At 51.3% G+C, this 18,049-nt stretch carries 17 protein-coding genes and 1 riboswitch; of the genes, 2 read left to right on the top strand and 15 right to left on the bottom strand.

All coding sequences use genetic code 11. The annotated features are described in order from the left end of the window. Positions 1-88 precede the first annotated feature (88 nt). From V1224_03850 to V1224_03830, 5 genes are all read right to left on the bottom strand, one after another. Positions 89-223, bottom strand: coding sequence for a hypothetical protein (locus tag V1224_03850; GenBank protein WWR16595.1), 135 nt, complete (start codon positions 221-223; stop codon positions 89-91). Positions 224-370: 147 nt separating this feature from the next. Then, positions 371-1,054, bottom strand: a complete 684-nt coding sequence (locus tag V1224_03845) for a hypothetical protein (protein ID WWR16594.1) — start codon at positions 1,052-1,054, stop codon at positions 371-373. Between the two features lie 87 nt (positions 1,055-1,141). Then, a complete protein-coding gene (locus V1224_03840) occupies positions 1,142-1,642 on the bottom strand; it encodes a DNA-deoxyinosine glycosylase (protein WWR16593.1) in 501 nt (166 codons plus the stop codon). A gap of 6 nt (positions 1,643-1,648) precedes the next feature. Next, entirely contained in the window at positions 1,649-3,067 is a 1,419-nt protein-coding gene (locus V1224_03835; GenBank protein WWR16592.1) for an ASKHA domain-containing protein, read from the bottom strand. Further along, positions 3,060-3,233 (bottom strand): DUF4250 domain-containing protein, encoded by a 174-nt coding sequence (locus V1224_03830; protein ID WWR16591.1) that lies wholly within the window; start codon positions 3,231-3,233, stop codon positions 3,060-3,062. The genes V1224_03835 and V1224_03830 overlap by 8 nt, the downstream gene beginning before the upstream one ends. 165 nt (positions 3,234-3,398) lie before the next feature. After that, positions 3,399-3,506: riboswitch (TPP riboswitch) on the top strand. Between the two features lie 54 nt (positions 3,507-3,560). Between V1224_03830 and V1224_03825 the strand changes: the two genes are divergently transcribed. Together V1224_03825 and V1224_03820 are read left to right on the top strand one after the other, a co-directional pair. After that, complete coding sequence (locus V1224_03825; protein WWR16590.1) at positions 3,561-4,223, top strand: energy-coupled thiamine transporter ThiT; 663 nt, start codon at positions 3,561-3,563, stop codon at positions 4,221-4,223. Between the two features lie 171 nt (positions 4,224-4,394). After that, positions 4,395-5,339, top strand: coding sequence for a Gfo/Idh/MocA family oxidoreductase (locus V1224_03820; GenBank protein ID WWR16589.1), 945 nt, complete (start codon positions 4,395-4,397; stop codon positions 5,337-5,339). Between the two features lie 11 nt (positions 5,340-5,350). On the opposite strand, the gene V1224_03815 is transcribed toward V1224_03820, so the two are convergent. The 10 genes from V1224_03815 to gltB form a co-directional block, all read right to left on the bottom strand. Continuing rightward, the gene (locus V1224_03815) at positions 5,351-6,076 is read right to left on the bottom strand and encodes a GntR family transcriptional regulator (GenBank protein WWR16588.1); all 726 of its coding nucleotides are present in this window, start codon (positions 6,074-6,076) and stop codon (positions 5,351-5,353) included. Next, positions 6,066-6,590, bottom strand: coding sequence for a UTRA domain-containing protein (locus V1224_03810; GenBank protein ID WWR16587.1), 525 nt, complete (start codon positions 6,588-6,590; stop codon positions 6,066-6,068). Before V1224_03810 ends, V1224_03815 begins: the two co-directional genes overlap by 11 nt. A 76-nt stretch (positions 6,591-6,666) precedes the next feature. Further along, positions 6,667-7,314 carry an HAD family phosphatase gene (locus tag V1224_03805; GenBank protein WWR16586.1) on the bottom strand — a complete coding sequence of 216 codons (648 nt, stop codon included), beginning with the start codon at positions 7,312-7,314 and terminating at the stop codon, positions 6,667-6,669. 27 nt (positions 7,315-7,341) lie between these two features. Next, complete coding sequence (locus V1224_03800) at positions 7,342-7,812, bottom strand: PTS sugar transporter subunit IIA (GenBank protein WWR16585.1); 471 nt, start codon at positions 7,810-7,812, stop codon at positions 7,342-7,344. A gap of 54 nt (positions 7,813-7,866) precedes the next feature. Then, entirely contained in the window at positions 7,867-8,958 is a 1,092-nt protein-coding gene (locus tag V1224_03795) for an SIS domain-containing protein (GenBank protein WWR16584.1), read from the bottom strand. Between the two features lie 57 nt (positions 8,959-9,015). After that, on the bottom strand, positions 9,016-9,498 hold the full coding sequence (locus V1224_03790; protein WWR16583.1) for a PTS sugar transporter subunit IIB: 483 nt from the start codon (positions 9,496-9,498) through the stop codon (positions 9,016-9,018). A gap of 102 nt (positions 9,499-9,600) precedes the next feature. After that, complete coding sequence (locus V1224_03785; protein ID WWR16582.1) at positions 9,601-10,440, bottom strand: PTS system mannose/fructose/sorbose family transporter subunit IID; 840 nt, start codon at positions 10,438-10,440, stop codon at positions 9,601-9,603. A 3-nt stretch (positions 10,441-10,443) separates the two neighbouring features. Next, entirely contained in the window at positions 10,444-11,229 is a 786-nt protein-coding gene (locus tag V1224_03780; GenBank protein ID WWR16581.1) for a PTS sugar transporter subunit IIC, read from the bottom strand. A 400-nt stretch (positions 11,230-11,629) separates the two neighbouring features. After that, the gene (locus V1224_03775) at positions 11,630-13,123 is read right to left on the bottom strand and encodes a glutamate synthase subunit beta (GenBank protein ID WWR16580.1); all 1,494 of its coding nucleotides are present in this window, start codon (positions 13,121-13,123) and stop codon (positions 11,630-11,632) included. Positions 13,124-13,136: 13 nt separating this feature from the next. Next, a complete protein-coding gene (gene gltB / locus V1224_03770) occupies positions 13,137-17,684 on the bottom strand; it encodes a glutamate synthase large subunit (protein ID WWR16579.1) in 4,548 nt (1,515 codons plus the stop codon). Positions 17,685-18,049 lie beyond the last annotated feature (365 nt).

The raw sequence follows: 18,049 nt of genomic DNA, 5'->3' as shown, positions 1-18,049 counted from the left end.
CGTGCGGCCCACTGGAATAGGGCTCCAACTGTTTCGACAAAAGCGGATGACTCCTGAAAGGCACTCTGCCCGTGAGTCATCCGCTTTTTTAAAATAACCGTTCTCCCAGATATTTATCATGTGGGGCGATCAGACACTTTTCGATCGGCTTCCAATAACTGTCATACAAATTTTTCTGTGCCGCTCCGTAATGTTCTTTTGTCTCAAATTCCCAGTAAAGCACATATTTGACACTTTTTACAATGCGGGTGATTCCTCCTTCACTTTCTGCGGATTTTCATGTCAGCATCAGTATAACAGAAAAGACAGGTAAGCGCCACACATCCATTGATCATGCTGGTCTTATCTGCCTTCCAGATTGATTTCTTATTTAACCCCAAAAATCGTATTTGTTAAAGGACGATGCCCGTGTGCTGCCATCAGCCTGATACTGGCTGGAAAGACTCTCCGCATTGGCTCTCGCATGATCGGAAATCTTGTCCGCCAGAAGCGTCAGTTTCGAAGCAAACCCTGTTGCCCCGCCGAGTACTTTTTCCAGTTTATCCGTACTTGCGGCTTTCAGCTTCTCTTTGTCAACGCTGATTGTTCCATCTTTCGCCACGCTGATACCAATGCTGCTCAGTTCCCGGCCATGCTGCTCCGCCGTCTCCTGCAACATCTTACGGTAGTAACTGTTCATCGTGGAAGATGACGTCTGCAACTCTTTGAGCACCTGATTAAATCGTTCTGCCATCGCAATCACGTTACTGCATATTTCGTCATTGCTCCCGCTCTCTTTCGCCTTGGCGAAGATGGAGTCATCCCCCTCTCTGGTAAAGAGTTCTGCCTTTTCTGTCAGCTCCTTTGCCGTCTTCTCCAGCTTCTCAAAACTGGTTTTTGACGTGGAAGTCTTACCGGTCTTGCTGCTTTGCAGCGTATCCATAATATTATTGTTCGTGTTTCCCTTGACATAGTCCAGCAGTGAATTGCTGTTGATCGGCACCCCTGCCTTCTCTGCCGCATCGTTTACCATTCTCGTCGTCACTCTCATTGCTGTTCCTCCTTTTTCTGCCATATGATTGATTTCTCATATTCATTTGTATATGTATCGGCAGAAAGAGGAAAATCAAAGCCCCCGATGTAACGAACCGGCATTTTAAAGTCATAACTGAACGGCTTCTCTGACCGCCTTCCATGCACCGGTCAGCCGCTGTAAATTCCAGGCGGCATTGGCAGGACTTGTCGACGGGAGCTTCTCGATCACAGGCTGTCCCTCCTGCCTGCAATACTTCAAAAATAACTGATATGCCTTATCCCCGTTGGCGAAAATCCTGCGCACCGGCGCCTGATTTAAAATGATACTCATGTCATTTCCTGTTACATTTCTGATTGAGCTGTCGGAAGAGCCTGCAATATCGCAGGTATGAATCACATCCCACACCGCCACATGATTACGCAGCAGAAAATGCTGCTTTTCTTCAATCGTAACCGGCACCTGATCTTCAAACACAGCCGCCAGCACTTTCCAGAATCTGTTTTGCGGATGCCCATAATAAAACTGGTTCTGTCTCGACTTGACGGAGGGAAAAGAGCCCAGAATCAATACCTCCGATCTGTCATCAAAGACCGGTGAAAATGTGTGCGTCAGATGGGTATATTCCATAATCAATTACATCCTCCCAAATGTCATTGCCTCGATATATCTGTTTTCAAACTCCGGCTGCTGCGCCAGATTGAGAGACCGGCTGATCTCCACGATATGACGCAGTTTTTCTTCCTCACGGCTGCTGCCTGCTTGCGTATTTCTGCCATATCGGATCGCCCCGGCCAGGGAAGTATTGCCCACCGCCCGGCATTTTCCCTGTAAGACTCCGGGGATGAGACCGATTCCCACCGCCTTGTCCACATCCAGATAATAACCGAATCCGCCGGCCAGATATACGCGGCTGATCTTCTCCCAAGCGTCCATCCGGTCAAGCAAAATGGACGCTCCCGCACAGATCGCGGCTTTCGCCATCTGCAGATTGCGGATGTCCTTTTGGCTGACCATGATCTCTCCCAGGCGGAAACCTTCCGTAAACCATGGCTCCCGCATAAGTCCCGTCTCATCCAGGACCCCTTCCGCCAGCATATCGCCTGCCAGGGCTGTCATGTCCGTCCCCATCACCTGCGAAGAGACACCTCCCTCAAAAGCCGAGCCGGCCGCTGTGGCAGTACACAAGATCCCTTCCCGGCTGCCAACCGCCATTTCCCCATTCGTGCCTAAGTCGATAAACAGGGATAATTCCTCCCGCTCCGCCAGTTTGCACGCATACATGCCCGATACAATGTCCGCACCCACAAAGGCGGAGATCCCCGGCAGAAATATGGCCGGATACCCGCACAACACAAACTTTGAACTCTCAATATGATACGGGGTAAACGGCGCCCGTCCCAGACTTTCCACCGGATAGCCGAGCAGCAGATGCCCCATCGTCGTATTGCCCGAGACTACGATCTGCTCCGCCCGCCCGTATTGTTCCAACCGATGCAGCCCCTTTTCCATCTCCGCCAGGAGGGCTTCCCGCAAAGCCTGCGCTTTCCCGCTGCCGGCGGCCGTGATTCTCGCGAGCACATCCACACCGTAGACCCTCTGCGGATTTGGAAACGCATATGTGTCCAGGGCAGTCCCTTCTCTTTTCTCTATGAGCTGCATGACAACCGTCGTCGTACCCAGATCGACGGCGCAGAATAGTCCTTCCGTATGCGCGGTCAGCTTTTGCGCCTGTGGAAATCTGTCTCCGTCCGGCGCCGTCTCGTCAGTCGCTGTGAGAATCGCCATCTCCGGTTCTCTCTCATAACAGATCTCCACCTCACAGTCGGCGCCCGGTCTTGACGTACAGGCAAGCCGGTATCCCTCTCGCAGCTGGGCCGGCGTAAAAAACTTCCTGTCAGCCGATGACGGCAGCGGCGCCTGTCCCGGGAACCGTACTCTGCATTTTCCGCAGGCGCCTCTGCCCCCGCACAGACCGCTTCCTCCATAGCCTGCGGCAACAATCTGATCAGACAGGCTTCCCGCACCTTTGCGAAAAAGTATTCTGCTACACAAACTGATTTCTCCCCTCATCGTAACGATAATCGATGCCGCTCAGCGTTTCTCTCACCTGCGCCTCACTGATGTCCAGATCCTCGCACAACTGTGTCAGACTGGAATACCGGTCCCGCAGTTTTACATTGAGAAAGCTAAGGAGCATGACCGGATCTTTTGGTATCATCTGCCCGCCTCCTGTCATTGTTTTCTTTTTATTTTACCATATCTGCTTCTGAAATGGCAGACCCTCTGCACTGTCACACTGCTGCCGGACTGCTCTTCAGCTGCAGGCTCACATATTTCTCTTGACTTCCCCGCCGCTTCTGTGTATAGTAGGAGAAAAATAAATATTACACGCTAGGGGTGCTATAGGCTGAGATGAAACAGTTCGTTCTGTTTCGGACCCTCACTACCTGAACCGGATAATACCGGCGTAGGGAAGCGGAACATGGTATCATGTTCTACTGTTATAGTTCCCTCTTTTTGTTGTAATGCAAAGGAGGATTTTTTTATGTTGTACAATGTTGTTACCAATGAATGGGGTGAGGTTACTTACATTCCCACCGCACTTGGCAACGCCCTGTTGATCATCGCGATCATTGCCCTGCTGACGGCCGCCATGTTCTTCGCGAAAAGAAACCGGCAGAAACTTTCCGTCAGACAGCTTGTCTTCTGCGCGGCGTCCATTGCCCTCGGCACAGTATTATCCAATCTGAAACTGTTTCATTTTCCTACCGGCGGTTCTGTCACCATGCTCTCCATGCTCATCGTCTGTCTGCCCGGCTATTGGTTCGGTCTCGGCGCAGGACTGATGAGCGGTATCGCTTACGGAGTCCTGCAACTGTTGACCGATCCCTATGTTCTCTTTCCTGCCCAGCTCATCGTCGATTATCTGCTGGCTTTCGGCGCTCTCGGGCTCTCCGGTATCTTTGCCAACTCCAGCTATGGCCTGATCAAGGGCTATCTGGCAGGCGTTGCCGGCAGATATTTCTTTGCCGTCATCTCCGGCTGCATCTTTTTCGGCGCTTATGCCTGGGAAGGCTGGAGTGTGCTCCCATATTCGCTCGTATACAACGGCATCTACATATTTGCCGAGGCAGCCGTCACCATCGTCGTCCTCCTGCTCCCGCCTGTCAGACAGGCAATGGCGCGGCTCAAAAAAGAGGCCGCCTGATACGGCGGCAGACGATACAGCCTGACGGATATGCCGGTGAAAAGCAGCGTCACCCGGCACCGCAACCGGCGCAGCAAATTAAGATGACAACGCCGTGAGAATTTATTATAATAACAGCAGCAGGAGCCATAAAATATCTCCTGCAAAACCATACGAAAGGATGACACAACAATGCGTCAATATCACTGGGGCATCCTCGGGCTCGGAAACATCGCCCGTGAATTTGCCGTCAATATGATCGGGCTTCATCCGATCTATGCTGCCGCTTCCAGAAATCTACAGTCCGCACTGGCGTTCCAGGAACAATATGCCACAGAAAAAGCCTACGGTTCCTACGAAGAACTGCTGAACGATCCGGCGGTGGACATCGTCTATATCGCCACGGTAAACAATCAGCATTATAAGTGGATCATGGCCTGCCTGGAACATGGCAAACATGTCCTCTGCGAAAAGGCGATCTGGGGCAACTATGAACAGATGCGGAAAGCCTGTGCGCTGGCAAAACAGAAAGGTCTTCTGCTGGCGGAGGCAATGACCATCTATCACATGCCTGTGCTGAAAAAGATCAGAGAACTGATCGCCGAAGGTAAGCTGGGCAAGATCAAGTTCGTGGAAGCAGAGCTTGGCAGTCTGAAGGAAGATGATCCTGAAAACCGCTTCTTCAATCCTGACCTCGGCGGAGGCGCCATGCTGGACATCGGTACTTACGGCCTTTCTTTCGTCACTTATTTTCTGTCCGGAAAACTGACAGACCTGGTTCATGTGATGAGTCCCTATGCCACCGGTGTCGACGAGATGTGGGCCATCTCCCTGAAGACAGATGCGCAGGAGATCGGAAGCGTCAACCTGACGTTTCGCGCCAAGCTGCCTAAACGCGGCATCATCGCCGGGGAAAAAGCCTATATTTCCATTATGAACTATGTGAGAGCACAGAAAGCGACACTCGTATATCCCGACGGTTCGGAAGAGATTCTTGAACTCGGGGAGACCGCAAAAGCGATTCAGTACGAGATCCTGGACATCGAACAGGCACTTGAGAGTGGAAACCCTGCCCCTGCCTGTCTGGATGAAACGATGAAAGTAGTGGAACTGATGGACAGACTCCTGCAGGCATAAGACAGTCAACGCTACGGGTTTCTCTGTACCTGATAGCGAAACGAAGTATACTCGGGCCGATAATAGGACAACGTATATTCCACCAATGTCTGCGCTCTGTCGTAGCCCAGATATTCAAACACAAATCCCTTTCTGCCCGGATTCATCTTCAAAAGACCGGCGTACTGCGCCGGGGGAGAGGCAATCTTCAGATAAGATTCCACCTTCCCCGGCGCCCGTCCGTGCAGGTCCATATATTCATACAGAGACCCTTCTGCAAAGTCATACCGCTGTGCATCCCAGAAGATTTCCGCTGACATATACGTCTTCTGCACAGCATATGGTTCCTCGTTGACATAGGACAGCCGTTCCATCTTAAAGAGCTGCCCCTCACCGGGAAATTTTTCCGCGAGCTGCCCGGCCGCCGGAATCTTCTGAAAGGAAATCACTTTTCTCGAAGAACGATAGCCGGACTGGCGGATCAGCATACTCAGACTGACCGTACTCCCTGCCCCCTGCTCGATCTGTTTTGACTCCTGCAGAGGACGTACCACGTAAGTCCCGCTCCCCTGTCTGGCCTTCACCAGTCCCTCTTCTTCGAGCGCTTTCAGCGCCTTGCGCACCGTAAGCCTGTTAATCCCGTATTGCTGGGCCATCACCCGCTCGGAATCCAGCTTATCGCCGATCTTATATTCTCCTCTTTGTATCTTTGCCTTGATACTGTTGATCAACTGCCTGTAGAGTGCGTCATACTCCATTGTTTTCCGTTACGCTCCTGAATTTATAAAAATCGCTGACTGCAATGGTCTCAAAATATTCAAAGGGCTCCGTTCCTTCCATGTAAGTCGTCCCCCGTATCATCAAAAGCTCCTGTTCCTGACACTGCAAAAGCGCCTGCTCCTCCGCACTGGCCGTCACGATCAGGATCTCTTCCTCACTTTTCTTTGTCACATACCCGAATCGTTCCCGGATCACCTCATAAAAGGAATCATCCTCCAGATCAGCCTGCCGGATACCTCTCACCTTATCATATAATATGTAAGTCTTTTCAATCGACTTTGGGATACCCTCCACCGTCCGTATTTTCTTCAGATACAGCACTTCTGACGCCAGCGGTATGCTGAGCATCCGGCTGATAAAACGGTTTGCTTCTATACTGATCATCTCCAGAATCTGATACCCGCATGACAATCCCTGTTCCTTCAGAATATCCGTGACACTCTGAAACTTTTCCAAATCCCGCAGGACGCAAACATGGTCCGACTTCATCATTCATCCAATGCCTATTCTTTCCTATTATGATAGCAATTAGATTCATTATATGCGATATTTCGGTTTTCTTCAAGTCTCATCCGAACACGATCTCCGGCAATTCTCTCAGAGAATGGATAAAATATGTGGCTTGCGACTGATCAAACGGAAAACGGTCATCCAGTCGGGCGGCCACTTCCGCTCCGGCGGCCACTCCCGCCTGCACGCCATAGGAAGAATCCTCCACGATCAGACATTCCTGCGGCTGACAGTCCAAAGCCTTCATTGCCGTCAGATAAATCTGGGGATTCGGCTTGCTCTCCTGAAATTCATCTCCACTGATCACAAAAGAAAAATGCTCCGTCAGTGCACACTCCCTCAGCATCCTCCCGATTGCCTTCTTTGATGAGGAGGATGCCAGCGCAATCTTCAGCCCACGCACCCCCAGCTCCCGCAGCACCTCCGGCACTTCCGGATACAGGACATCGGGAAAATGCAGATTCTCTCCCAAACGGTAAATCTCTTCCAGTTCCCTGTCAAAACCGACATCATCCGGCTCCCGGCGTGCCAGTCTGTGCATCCGGATTCTTGTCCTCTCACTGTCCATCCCTACGGTAGGATACAGATCTTCCTCAGAAATCCATGGATATTTCTTCACAATCTCCCGATGTGTCTGTTGCAGATAATAGAGCTCACTGTCAATCAGAACGCCATCCATATCAAATATTACTGCCCGGTATCTCATCTTTCACCTCATTTCCGCCCTTCTCCTTCAGTCCCAGGCGTCCTCTTCCACTGCCTTCATATCCTCCGGCACGAAGGCGCCAATCTGCTCCCGGCCGCATTCCAGAAGACGCGCCTGCAGACCTTCCTCCTGATTGCCCAGTTCCCGGTCCATCAAAATCTCGATCAGCATGGCAAGATTCGTCCCATAATAGACGCGCAGACGATGATCTTTTATGGATTCCATCATCACTGTATGAAATGGAGAACCGTTTAAAATATCACAGAAGATCAAAATCTGTTCCATATCCCTCATCGTATCCAGCGCTTCTCTGATATGCGCCTCCAGCTCTGTCTTGGTATCGCCCTCCGGAAAATCCACCGCTGCATAATTGCGCTGTTTTCCGACGATGAGCTGCGCTGCACTGCTGATGCCCGTTGCAAAATGTCCGTGTCCTACTACCATAATCCCTGTCATAACTGTCTCCTCTTTCGCTCCTTTCTCACTGCTCTCTCCCAAAATGCAAAGCGGACTGTTTATCTGCCAGGAAACAGCCCGCTTCGCAATCAACCGTTATTGTGCCGCCGGATAATGGGCGAGCGGTTCTTCAAAAGGATTGATATTGGTGTCAATATGTACTTCCTTCGCGCCTTTTGCCGCCACAAACTGGAACGGCACCGTATACATCAGCGGAGCAAGATATTTATTTGTCTTGACGCTGAAGACCATATCTCTTTCGTCTGCATCAATGTCTTTGCAGGTGATGACATGAATCCTCGGCGTGTATTTCTTATATACACTGCGAAACTCCATCATGCGCTCGAATTCCGCATCGTCGGACCCGATCATAAATAATGTCTGCATATTGTTCAGCGCCATTGTCGGTCCATGGGAATATTCTTCCAGCTCATAGCCCGCGATCGGAAGCCGCAGCATCTCCCCGATCTTCAGAACGCCTTCCAGCATCGAACCGTAGTCTACACCATAGCCAAGGACATATAATCTGTCGCTGCCAACAATGGAGACTTTATTTCTGTCATACCACGCCTCGCTCTCCTCGATGACCGTCTGGAAATTGTCCACCAGCTCTCTGGCCTCTGCCACTGCCGCATCATACCGCTCCTGCGTATAGACGCCCTTTTCTTTTGCCGCACCGATGGCCCACAGATAGACGCTGAGCACGGAAACCGTGTATCCTTTCGTCTCGGGCGGGGTCAGTTCATCTCCCACGAGAAGATGGACCACAGTGTCTACCAGTCCCGCAATCCGGCTTTCGAGGTTGCCTGTGATCGCCAGTGTCTGATAACCGTTTTCCTTTGCAAACTCCATCACTTCACATGTGGACACACTCGTTCCCGACTGACTGATCCCAACATACAGGATCTGCTCGTTACTCAGCATCCCCGTCCAGTCCGGCTTTTCATAATGTTTGTATACCGTAGGATACTGCGCGCTGGCGTCAATCCCCACGATCTGTTTGAAATAATATGCCGCAATCTGGGAAACGTTATAAGAAGTTCCCGAACCAAAGAAAAATACTTTGCGAATATCATGCCTGCGAAAGATCTCCACAAACGGGTCTACAAACACGTTCTGGTTTTCCAATGTGTACTTCAGCACCTCCGGCTGAGATTTCATATTTCCAATAACTGTCTGCTGTATCATCACTTATCATTCCTTTCCTGTTTTTTCAACATGCCAAATGTATCTATCTGATCCATATCATAAATTTTTCCATATGTCCGAGATGTCCTCGCGCGGCTCGTTCGGTACCATCTGGGAATAGATTTTGATCCCCCGCTGCGCCAGCCCGATAAAGGCCTCTTTCTCTTCCGGTGAGACAAAAACCGTCTTTTTTACCTGAATGGCATCCGGCTTTGTCGCCATGTTGCCCACAGTCACCCATGGCACCTCATATCCAAATTCTGCCATCCGCAGGATTGGTACCGGGCTGTTGCAGAGGATCATAACCCGGATTCCTTCGTCGATCCTGCGCTGAAACTTATCAGCCGCCTTCTCGGACCCGAAGATCGACAGCTTACATTTTTCCGGACAACCGAATTTAAGCGCCGTTTTACGCACCTCGTCGTTTACGATCGCATCGTCCACGATCGCGATCCGTTCCAGAGAATACTGCGGAATCCAAAATCCGCACACCTGCCCGTGGATCAGTCTGTCATCAATCCTGACATCCAAAATTGCCATACCATACCTCGTTTCTGCGCTGTTTTTCTTCCACTGACGGGATCTGCGGACAGCGCATCCACAGTCCCATAGTCTCTTCTCATTGCAACCCTTTTCTGTTTTCTACATGGAGATCAGTCCCAGGATACCGAGCAGAAATCCGAGCACGACAATCCCTGCTATAATCTTCTGTACTTTGTATTTCTTTTTGATAAAACTGAAAATACCGAGCGTGAACACAAGCGGGAGCATTTTCGGCAGGATCTGATCCAGATATTCCTGAATGATAATCTCGCTGCCTGCTAGAGTGAACTGCAGCGGGCAGGTAATGCTGATCCACATGGCAATCATACATCCCATGGACATCGCTCCGATAATCCCTGCGCAGTGTGTAAACAACTGCATCGTGCCGTTGGCCTGCATGTCTGATAACAGTGTCGACCCTTTTTCATATCCAAGGAACAATGTGATCCACCTGGTCAGGAAATTGGGAATATTGAACACCAATAACAGTACGAACGGCGCAATGACATTTCCCTCTTTCGCAAAACCGACAGCCAGCGCACAGGCAAGGATGCGGATAATCCCCCAGAAGAAGGTATCGCCGATGCCGGATAACGGTCCCATCAGAGAAACTTTAATCGCATTGATCGAAGAGACGTCAAAATCTTCTGACTTTTTTGCCTCCTCTTCCATGGCGATCGTCGTCCCCATGACGAACGGGGAAGGCGCGACCGTCATATTAAAGGCTGCGATATGCCGATGCATGGCTGCTTTCAGCGCTTCGTCATCTCCCTTGTAGATCTTGCGCAAAACAGGCATGATGGAGAATAAAAACCCCAGCCCTTCCATTCTCTCATAGTTCATAGACCCGAGAATCGCGAAGCTCCTCCAGAATATCCCTCTGAAATCCTTTCTTGTTATATTGTTTTCCGCACTGATGATTTCATTCTTTTTCGCCATGGTCTAATCCTCCCATTCATCGTCGGAAGCTGACACCGCTTCCACTTTCACACCCTCATTCTGTCTCAGCATATAGATAATCCAGGCGATTGCGACGGCGACACCGGCAATCGCGATCATTGTCAGATCAAACCCGACATAGGCGGCCGGAATAAATCCCAGAATAAAATAGGGAACCAGCTTCTTTTCCATAATGATGTTGAGCAGAAGCGCAAATCCAAGACAAGGCAGGATGGCTGCCACGCCCGAAAGCCCCAGATTCACCCATTCCGGCATACCGGCAACGATCTTCTCAATAACCGCATTTCCAAAATACATCACGAAAAAGGTTGGCGCGAAATATGCAAGTCCGGTACAGATTCCACAGAAATAGTGCAGAAAGCGAATGCCGCGGAAATCAAGTTCGTCTATCTTATGATCGGCGGCTACCATAACGCCCGAATATGACGACATCAGAAGCGTATTCAAAAACTGCATGATGACCGCCACCGGCACTCCGAAAAGAATCGCAGTCTCGGCGCCTGTTCCCGTCATGATCGCAACTGCGGTACCGATCGTTCCTCCGATACCGATGTCCAGCTGCGCGGTCGGGCCAATCCCGGTCGCACCCATCCACATCAACTGCAGCTCTGCGCCAATGATCAAACCTGTCTTGACATCTCCTAAAACCAATCCTACCAGAAAACCAGTTACGACCGGCTCACGCAGTTTGCATTCACCCAGCCAGTCCCCTTCTAATCTGCTCACTGCCGCAACGAGTGCAACAAGGAGCGCTTGCAGTAAACTCATACACCCTTCCTCCTTATCATTGATGTGTCAACCATTTGCGAATCGATTCAAGTGGTATAAGTGGTATATTATTTATACCTCTTTTTTATAAATATATACCACTTATACCGGTGTTTTGCAAGACTCTTTTCACAAACAGTTTACATTTTGTATATATTACTTAATTTTTTTTCGTTTTTTTGTATATAATATACAACGTTTTATTCGAAGTGGTATACATCACAAAACAATACCATACCACTTTCCTTCTGTCACCGGTCGGCGGTCTCCTCACCCAGAAAAGAGTCGCGCATTCAGACTTTTTTCATACAGGAATTTTCCGATACGATAAGAAAACCTCCACAGTTTCTCAGGCTGTGGAGGTATCTTTCCGTTCTCTTTTCAGATTCTTTTTCTATTATTATTGTATTTCCAGATTCGTATAGCCCATCAGGCTTTCGTCTACTTCTCTGGCCGCCTCCCGGCCCTCGCGGATGGCCCACACGACGAGAGACTGTCCTCTGTGCATATCACCCGCCGTAAATACCTGTTCCACATTGGTCCGATAGCCGCCCGGCGCAGTCCTGATGTTCGCCCGCTCATTGACCTCCACCCCGAAGGCATCCGTCACATATTTCTCACTGCCAAGAAATCCTGCGGCAATGAGTGCTACCTGCGCATCAAACACCTGCTCACTTCCCGGCACTTCTTTACTGGTCATCCGGCCTCCGGCCGGATCTTTCTCCCAGCACAGCCGGACAGTCTTCACCGCCTTCAGTCTGCCATTTTTGTCTTTGAGAAACTCTTTCACGGTCGTCTCATAAATGCGGGGATCGTGTCCAAACACGGCAATCGCCTCTTCCTGTCCATAGTCAGTCTTACATACCTTCGGCCACTCCGGCCACGGATTGTCATCCGCCCGGACGTCCGGTGATTTCGGCATCATTTCAATCTGAGTCACCGATTTACAGCCATGGCGGACCGCAGTGCCCACGCAGTCGTTGCCCGTATCGCCGCCGCCGATGATCACCACATCCCTCCCTCTTACGTCCACATATTTCTTATCCGTAAAATCAGAATCCAGAAGACTTTTCGTATTGCCCTTCAGAAAATCGACCGCAAAATAAATGCCCTGCGCATCTCTGCCCGGCGCTTTGATGTCGCGCGGATGGGAGGCGCCGCAGGCAAGCACAACCCGGTCATACTCCTTCAGCAGTTTGTCCGCCCGAACGTCTTTACCGACGTTGGTACCTGTGACAAATACGACTCCCTCTTCCTCCATAATCCTGATCTTGCGCTCCACGACACTCTTTTCCAGTTTCATATTGGGAATGCCATACATAAGCAGGCCTCCCGGCCGGTCGCTGCGCTCATAGACTGTGACGAAATGCCCTCTTTTATTTAACTGGTCAGCCACCGCCAGCCCGGCAGGCCCACTGCCGATGACCGCCACTTTCTTATCCGTCCTCACCTTCGGCGGTCTGGCCGCCGCATATCCCTGCTCGTAGGCGTTCTCTATAATCGCATACTCGTTTTCCTTTGTCGCCACCGGATCACCGTTTAGCCCGCAGGTACAGGCATGTTCGCAGAGCGCCGGACACACTCTGGCTGTAAATTCAGGAAAATTATTGGTCTTCTTCAGACGGTTATATGCCTGTTTCCAGTTACCCGTGTATACAAGATCGTTCCACTCCGGTATCAGGTTGTGCAGCGGACAGCCGCTGGTCATGCCGCCGATCGTCATGCCGGACTGGCAGAAAGGAACGCCGCACTCCATACAGCGCGCCCCCTGCATCTGCTGTTCCTCCCGCGGAAGATGCGTATGGAACTCGTGAAAATGTCTGATCCTCGCTTTTGGCGGTTCCGCCTTTGCCGTCCTTCGTTCGTATTCCATAAATCCAGTTGGTTTTCCCATCGCTCTTCCCTCCTTACTTTCTCATATTCGCATAAAACGCTTCGATCTGCGCCTGCTCAGCCGAGAGTCCTTTCTCTTCCATCTGTACGATCGTCTTCAGCATTCTGTCATAATCATAAGGTATGATCTTTTTGAACTTCGGCAGATATTCCCCGAAATGGTCAAGTATGGTTTTTCCCTTATCAGAGCCGGTACATACCACATGCTCCCGGATCATCTCTTTCAGCTCCAGCACATCATACTTGGATGTAATCTCAGAGGAATACACCATCTCTTTGTTCAGCCTTGTATACAGATCGTTGTCCTCATCCAGCACATAGGCAATGCCGCCGCTCATACCTGCCGCAAAATTTTTTCCGGTTTTTCCGAGCACGACGACACGGCCGCCGGTCATATATTCACAGCCGTGGTCTCCCACACCTTCCACAACCGCCAACGCTCCGGAATTGCGCACACAGAACCGCTCCCCTGCCACACCGCCTATAAAGGCCCTGCCGCTTGTCGCCCCATAGAGCGCGACATTACCGATGATAATATTCTCATCCGCACGGAAACGGCTGCCGGCCGGCGGACTGATTACCAGCCGGCCCCCTGAGAGACCCTTGCCAAAGTAATCGTTGCTGTCTCCCTTCAGCTCCAGCGTCAGCCCTTTCGGAATAAAGGCGCCAAAGCTCTGGCCGCCTGCACCCCGGCAGATCACGCGGTACGTATCCTCATCCAGCGTATCGCCAAAGCGCTTTGTGATTTCAGAGCCAAGGATCGTCCCGAATGCGCGGTCCGTATTGCCCACTTCGATCTCAATGCTTTTCTTCTGTCCGCTCTCCAGCGCTTTGCCAAGCTGACGGAGCAGTACCTTTTCATCCGCTGTCTTCTCCAGTGCGAAATCATAGACCTGCCTGGGATCGAAGACAACTTTCTCTTTGCTGCCCGCGTAGGGATTGTCCAGAATATGACGCAGATCGATCTTCCCTCCCTGCTCGCCCGGACCATCTTTCACGCGCAACAGTTCGGTATGCCCGACAAGCTCATCGACCGTGCGCACACCGAGCTTCGACATATATTCCCGCAATTCCTGCGCAATAAAGCGCATGAAATTGATGACATACTCCGGTTTGCCGCGGAAATTTTTGCGCAGCTGCGGATTTTGGGTCGCTATGCCAACCGGGCAGGTGTCAAGATTGCACACACGCATCATCACACAGCCCATCGTCACGAGCGGCGCCGTGGCAAAGCCGAACTCTTCCGCGCCGAGAATCGCCGCGATCGCCACATCCCGTCCGCTCATGAGCTTGCCGTCCGTCTCGATGCGCACCTTACTGCGCAGACCGTTCATAAGTAATGTCTGATGCGTTTCCGCCAGTCCCAGCTCCCATGGGAGTCCGGCGTTGTGGATGGAGCTTCTCGGCGCCGCGCCCGTACCGCCGTCATAGCCGGATACGAGAATAACCTGTGCTCCCGCCTTGGCGACACCTGCCGCCACCGTACCCACACCTGCCTCGGATACGAGCTTCACGGAAATGCGAGCGTCCTTGTTGGCATTTTTCAGATCATAGATAAGCTGCGCCAGATCCTCGATCGAATAGATGTCATGATGCGGCGGCGGTGAGATCAGCCCTACACCGGGTGTGGAATGCCTCGTCTTCGCGATCCACGGATAGACCTTGCCGCCGGGCAGATGACCACCTTCACCGGGCTTCGCCCCCTGTGCCATTTTGATCTGGATTTCTTTCGCACTGACGAGATAGCGGCTTGTGACGCCGAACCGTCCGCTGGCTACCTGTTTGATCGCCGAGCATCGGCTCCGCCCGTCGAATCCGTCCTCCAGGCGTTCTGTCTCCTCACCGCCCTCACCGGAGTTTGATTTCCCGTGGATTGTATTCATGGCGACCGCCAGTGTCTCATGGGCCTCTTTGGAGATCGAGCCATAGGACATGGCGCCGGTTTTAAATCTGGTAACGATCGATTCCACGCTCTCGATCTCTTCGAGCGGAAGCGGCTTTTCCGCATAGCAAAAGTCCATCAGTCCTCTGAGGTTTTTCGCATGTCCCTCGGCATTGACGAGCGCCGTATATTGCTGGAACAGCTCATAATCGCCCCGTCTTGTGGACTCCTGCAGCAGATGAATCGTCGCCGGATTGTACAGATGCTCTTCGCCGCCGCTTCTCATCTTATGATTGCCAGGACTGTCCAGTGTCAGGTCATTTTCCAGTCCCAGTGGATCGAACGCTCCGGAATGAAGCGCGTCCTGCTGCCTTTCGATGTCTTTTAAGGTGATGCCGCCCACACGGCTGACCGTATTCGTAAAATATCTGTTTATGACATCACTGTCAATCCCGATCGCCTCAAAAATCTGCGCCCCTTTGTATGACTGAATGGTGGAAATGCCCATTTTGGACGCAATCTTGACGATACCATGAAGTACCGCATTCGTATAATCATCGACTGCCGCATAATAATCTTTATCCAGCATCCGGCTGTCGATCAGTTTATGGATTGTATCGAGCGCCAGATAAGGGTTGATGGCACAGGCGCCATAACCGAGCAGCGTTGCAAAATGATGAATCTCCCGCGGCTCCCCCGACTCCAGAATGAGCGCCACGCTCGTACGCTTCTTCGTCCTGACGAGGTATTGGTTGAGCGCCGACACTGCCAGCAGCGAAGGAATGGCCACATGATTCTCATCCACTCCTCTGTCCGTGAGGATCATTATGTTGACACCATCCCGGTATGCCCGGTCTGCTTCCACAAAAAGCCGCTCGATGGCGCGCTCCAGACTCGTATTTTTATAATACAGAATCGGCAGTTCCTCCACCCGGAATCCTTCCGCCTTCATCGCCTTAATCTTCAGAAGATCCGTATTGGTGAGGATCGGATTGTTGACTTTGAGAATATTGCAGTTTTTCGGTGTCTCCTCCAGCACATTTCCTTCCTTGCCGATATAGACCGTCGTGGAAGTGACAATCTCTTCCCGGATCGCATCGATCGGAGGATTGGTCACCTGGGCAAAGAGCTGCTTGAAATAATGAAACAATGGATGGTATGTCCTGCTCAGCACCGGAAGGGGTGTATCGACTCCCATCGCCGCAATGGCCTCCGAACCGTTTCTGGCCATCGGCAGGATGCTTGTCCGCAGCTCGTCATACGTATAGCCGAACGCCTTCTGCATTCTCTGTCTCTCTTCTTCCGTAAACTCCGGCACACGCCTGTTGGGGATCTTCAGATCTCTGAGCGCGATCATATTGCTGTCCAGCCACTCACCGTAAGGCTGCCTGGACGCATAGCTCTCTTTCAGGCTGTCGTCATCGACAATCTTCCCCTGCCTTGTGTCCACAAGCAGCATCTTGCCCGGATGGAGACGTTCCTTTTTGACGATCCTGGAAGGATCGATGTCAAGCACTCCCACTTCAGACGACAGAATGAGCTGGTCGTCATCCGTAATATAATACCGGGAAGGGCGCAGACCGTTGCGGTCCAGCACCGCCCCCATAATGTCGCCGTCGGAAAATACGATCGAGGCGGGACCGTCCCACGGTTCCATCATCGTCTCATAATACTGGTAAAAATCTTTTTTCTTCTGACTCATCGTCCGATTATTGGCCCACGGTTCCGGGATTGTAATCATCACCGCCAACGGCAGATCCATCCCGCTCATCACGAGAAATTCCAGCGTATTGTCGAGCATCGCCGAGTCGGAACCGGACGCCTCGACCGCCGGAAGAACTTTATGAAGCTGTCCGTGCAGATGCTCGGACTCCATATTTTCCTCTCTGGCCAGCATTTTATCCGCGTTGCCGCGTATCGTATTGATCTCCCCGTTATGCACGATAAACCGGTTCGGATGCGCCCGCTCCCAGCTCGGATTCGTGTTCGTGGAAAAACGCGAGTGTACGACCGCAATCGCCGAATCGTAATCCCCGCTCTGCAAATCTCTGAAAAAGGTGCGCAGCTGACCGACGAGAAACATCCCTTTATAGACGATCGTCCGGCTCGACAGCGACACGACATATGTGTTGTCCGTAGACTGTTCAAAAATACGCCGCACAATATACAGCAGCCGGTCAAAATCAAGTCCCGCTTTCACATGCGCAGGTTTTCTGATAAACGCCTGCATAATACACGGCATACACTCCACAGCCTTATGCCCCAGCACTTCCGGCGCCGTCGGCACTTCCCGCCAGCCGAGAAATTCCAGTCCTTCCTTGCCGACAATGATCTCAAACATCTTCTTTGACTGATTCCGTTTCAGCTCATCCTGCGGGAAGAAGAACATGCCTATCCCGTATTCCCGCTCTGCGCCCAGTTTGATACCGAGCGGTTTCGCCACTTTGGAAAAGAATCTGTGTGAGATCTGAACAAGGATTCCCACTCCATCACCGGTCTTCCCCTCCGCATCTTTCCCCGCTCTGTGCTCCAGATTTTCCACGATCTTCAGGGAATTTTCCACGATCCCGCGGCTCTTCACCCCTCTGATGCTGACACAGGCGCCGATGCCACAATTATCATGCTCAAATTCTTTCCGGTACAAAGGCGCTGCCGGCCTGTTGCTCTTCCTGTCAAACATAACTTCTCACACATCCCTTCCTCATTTATCATTGCTGTTAATTGTCCGGTAAACGGTCAGCACAATCCGTAACTCCGGCAATTAACACAAATTCTTACCAGATATTTCTTATATCATACATTTCTTTTCAGACATAAAAACCGAAGATGTGTCTGCCTCTTTGCAGCTCCCCATCTTCGGATTTTGCTTTCGTTCTGTTAATTTGTCAGATTCAGGCGGTGCCTGACCGCATAAATCCGACGCTTTTTCACTCATTGATTCTCTGCGGATTATCATACACGATTTTTCTTTGCTTGTAAACAACTTTTTCCGGTCGCATTCCGTCCGTATCTGCCTTTGTCTGTTCCAGACTCTTCCTGCGGCTG

Source organism: Lachnospiraceae bacterium JLR.KK008, assembly GCA_037015955.1.
GTDB lineage: Bacteria > Bacillota > Clostridia > Lachnospirales > Lachnospiraceae > VSOB01.
This window is presented reverse-complemented; position numbering and strand designations above follow the sequence as displayed.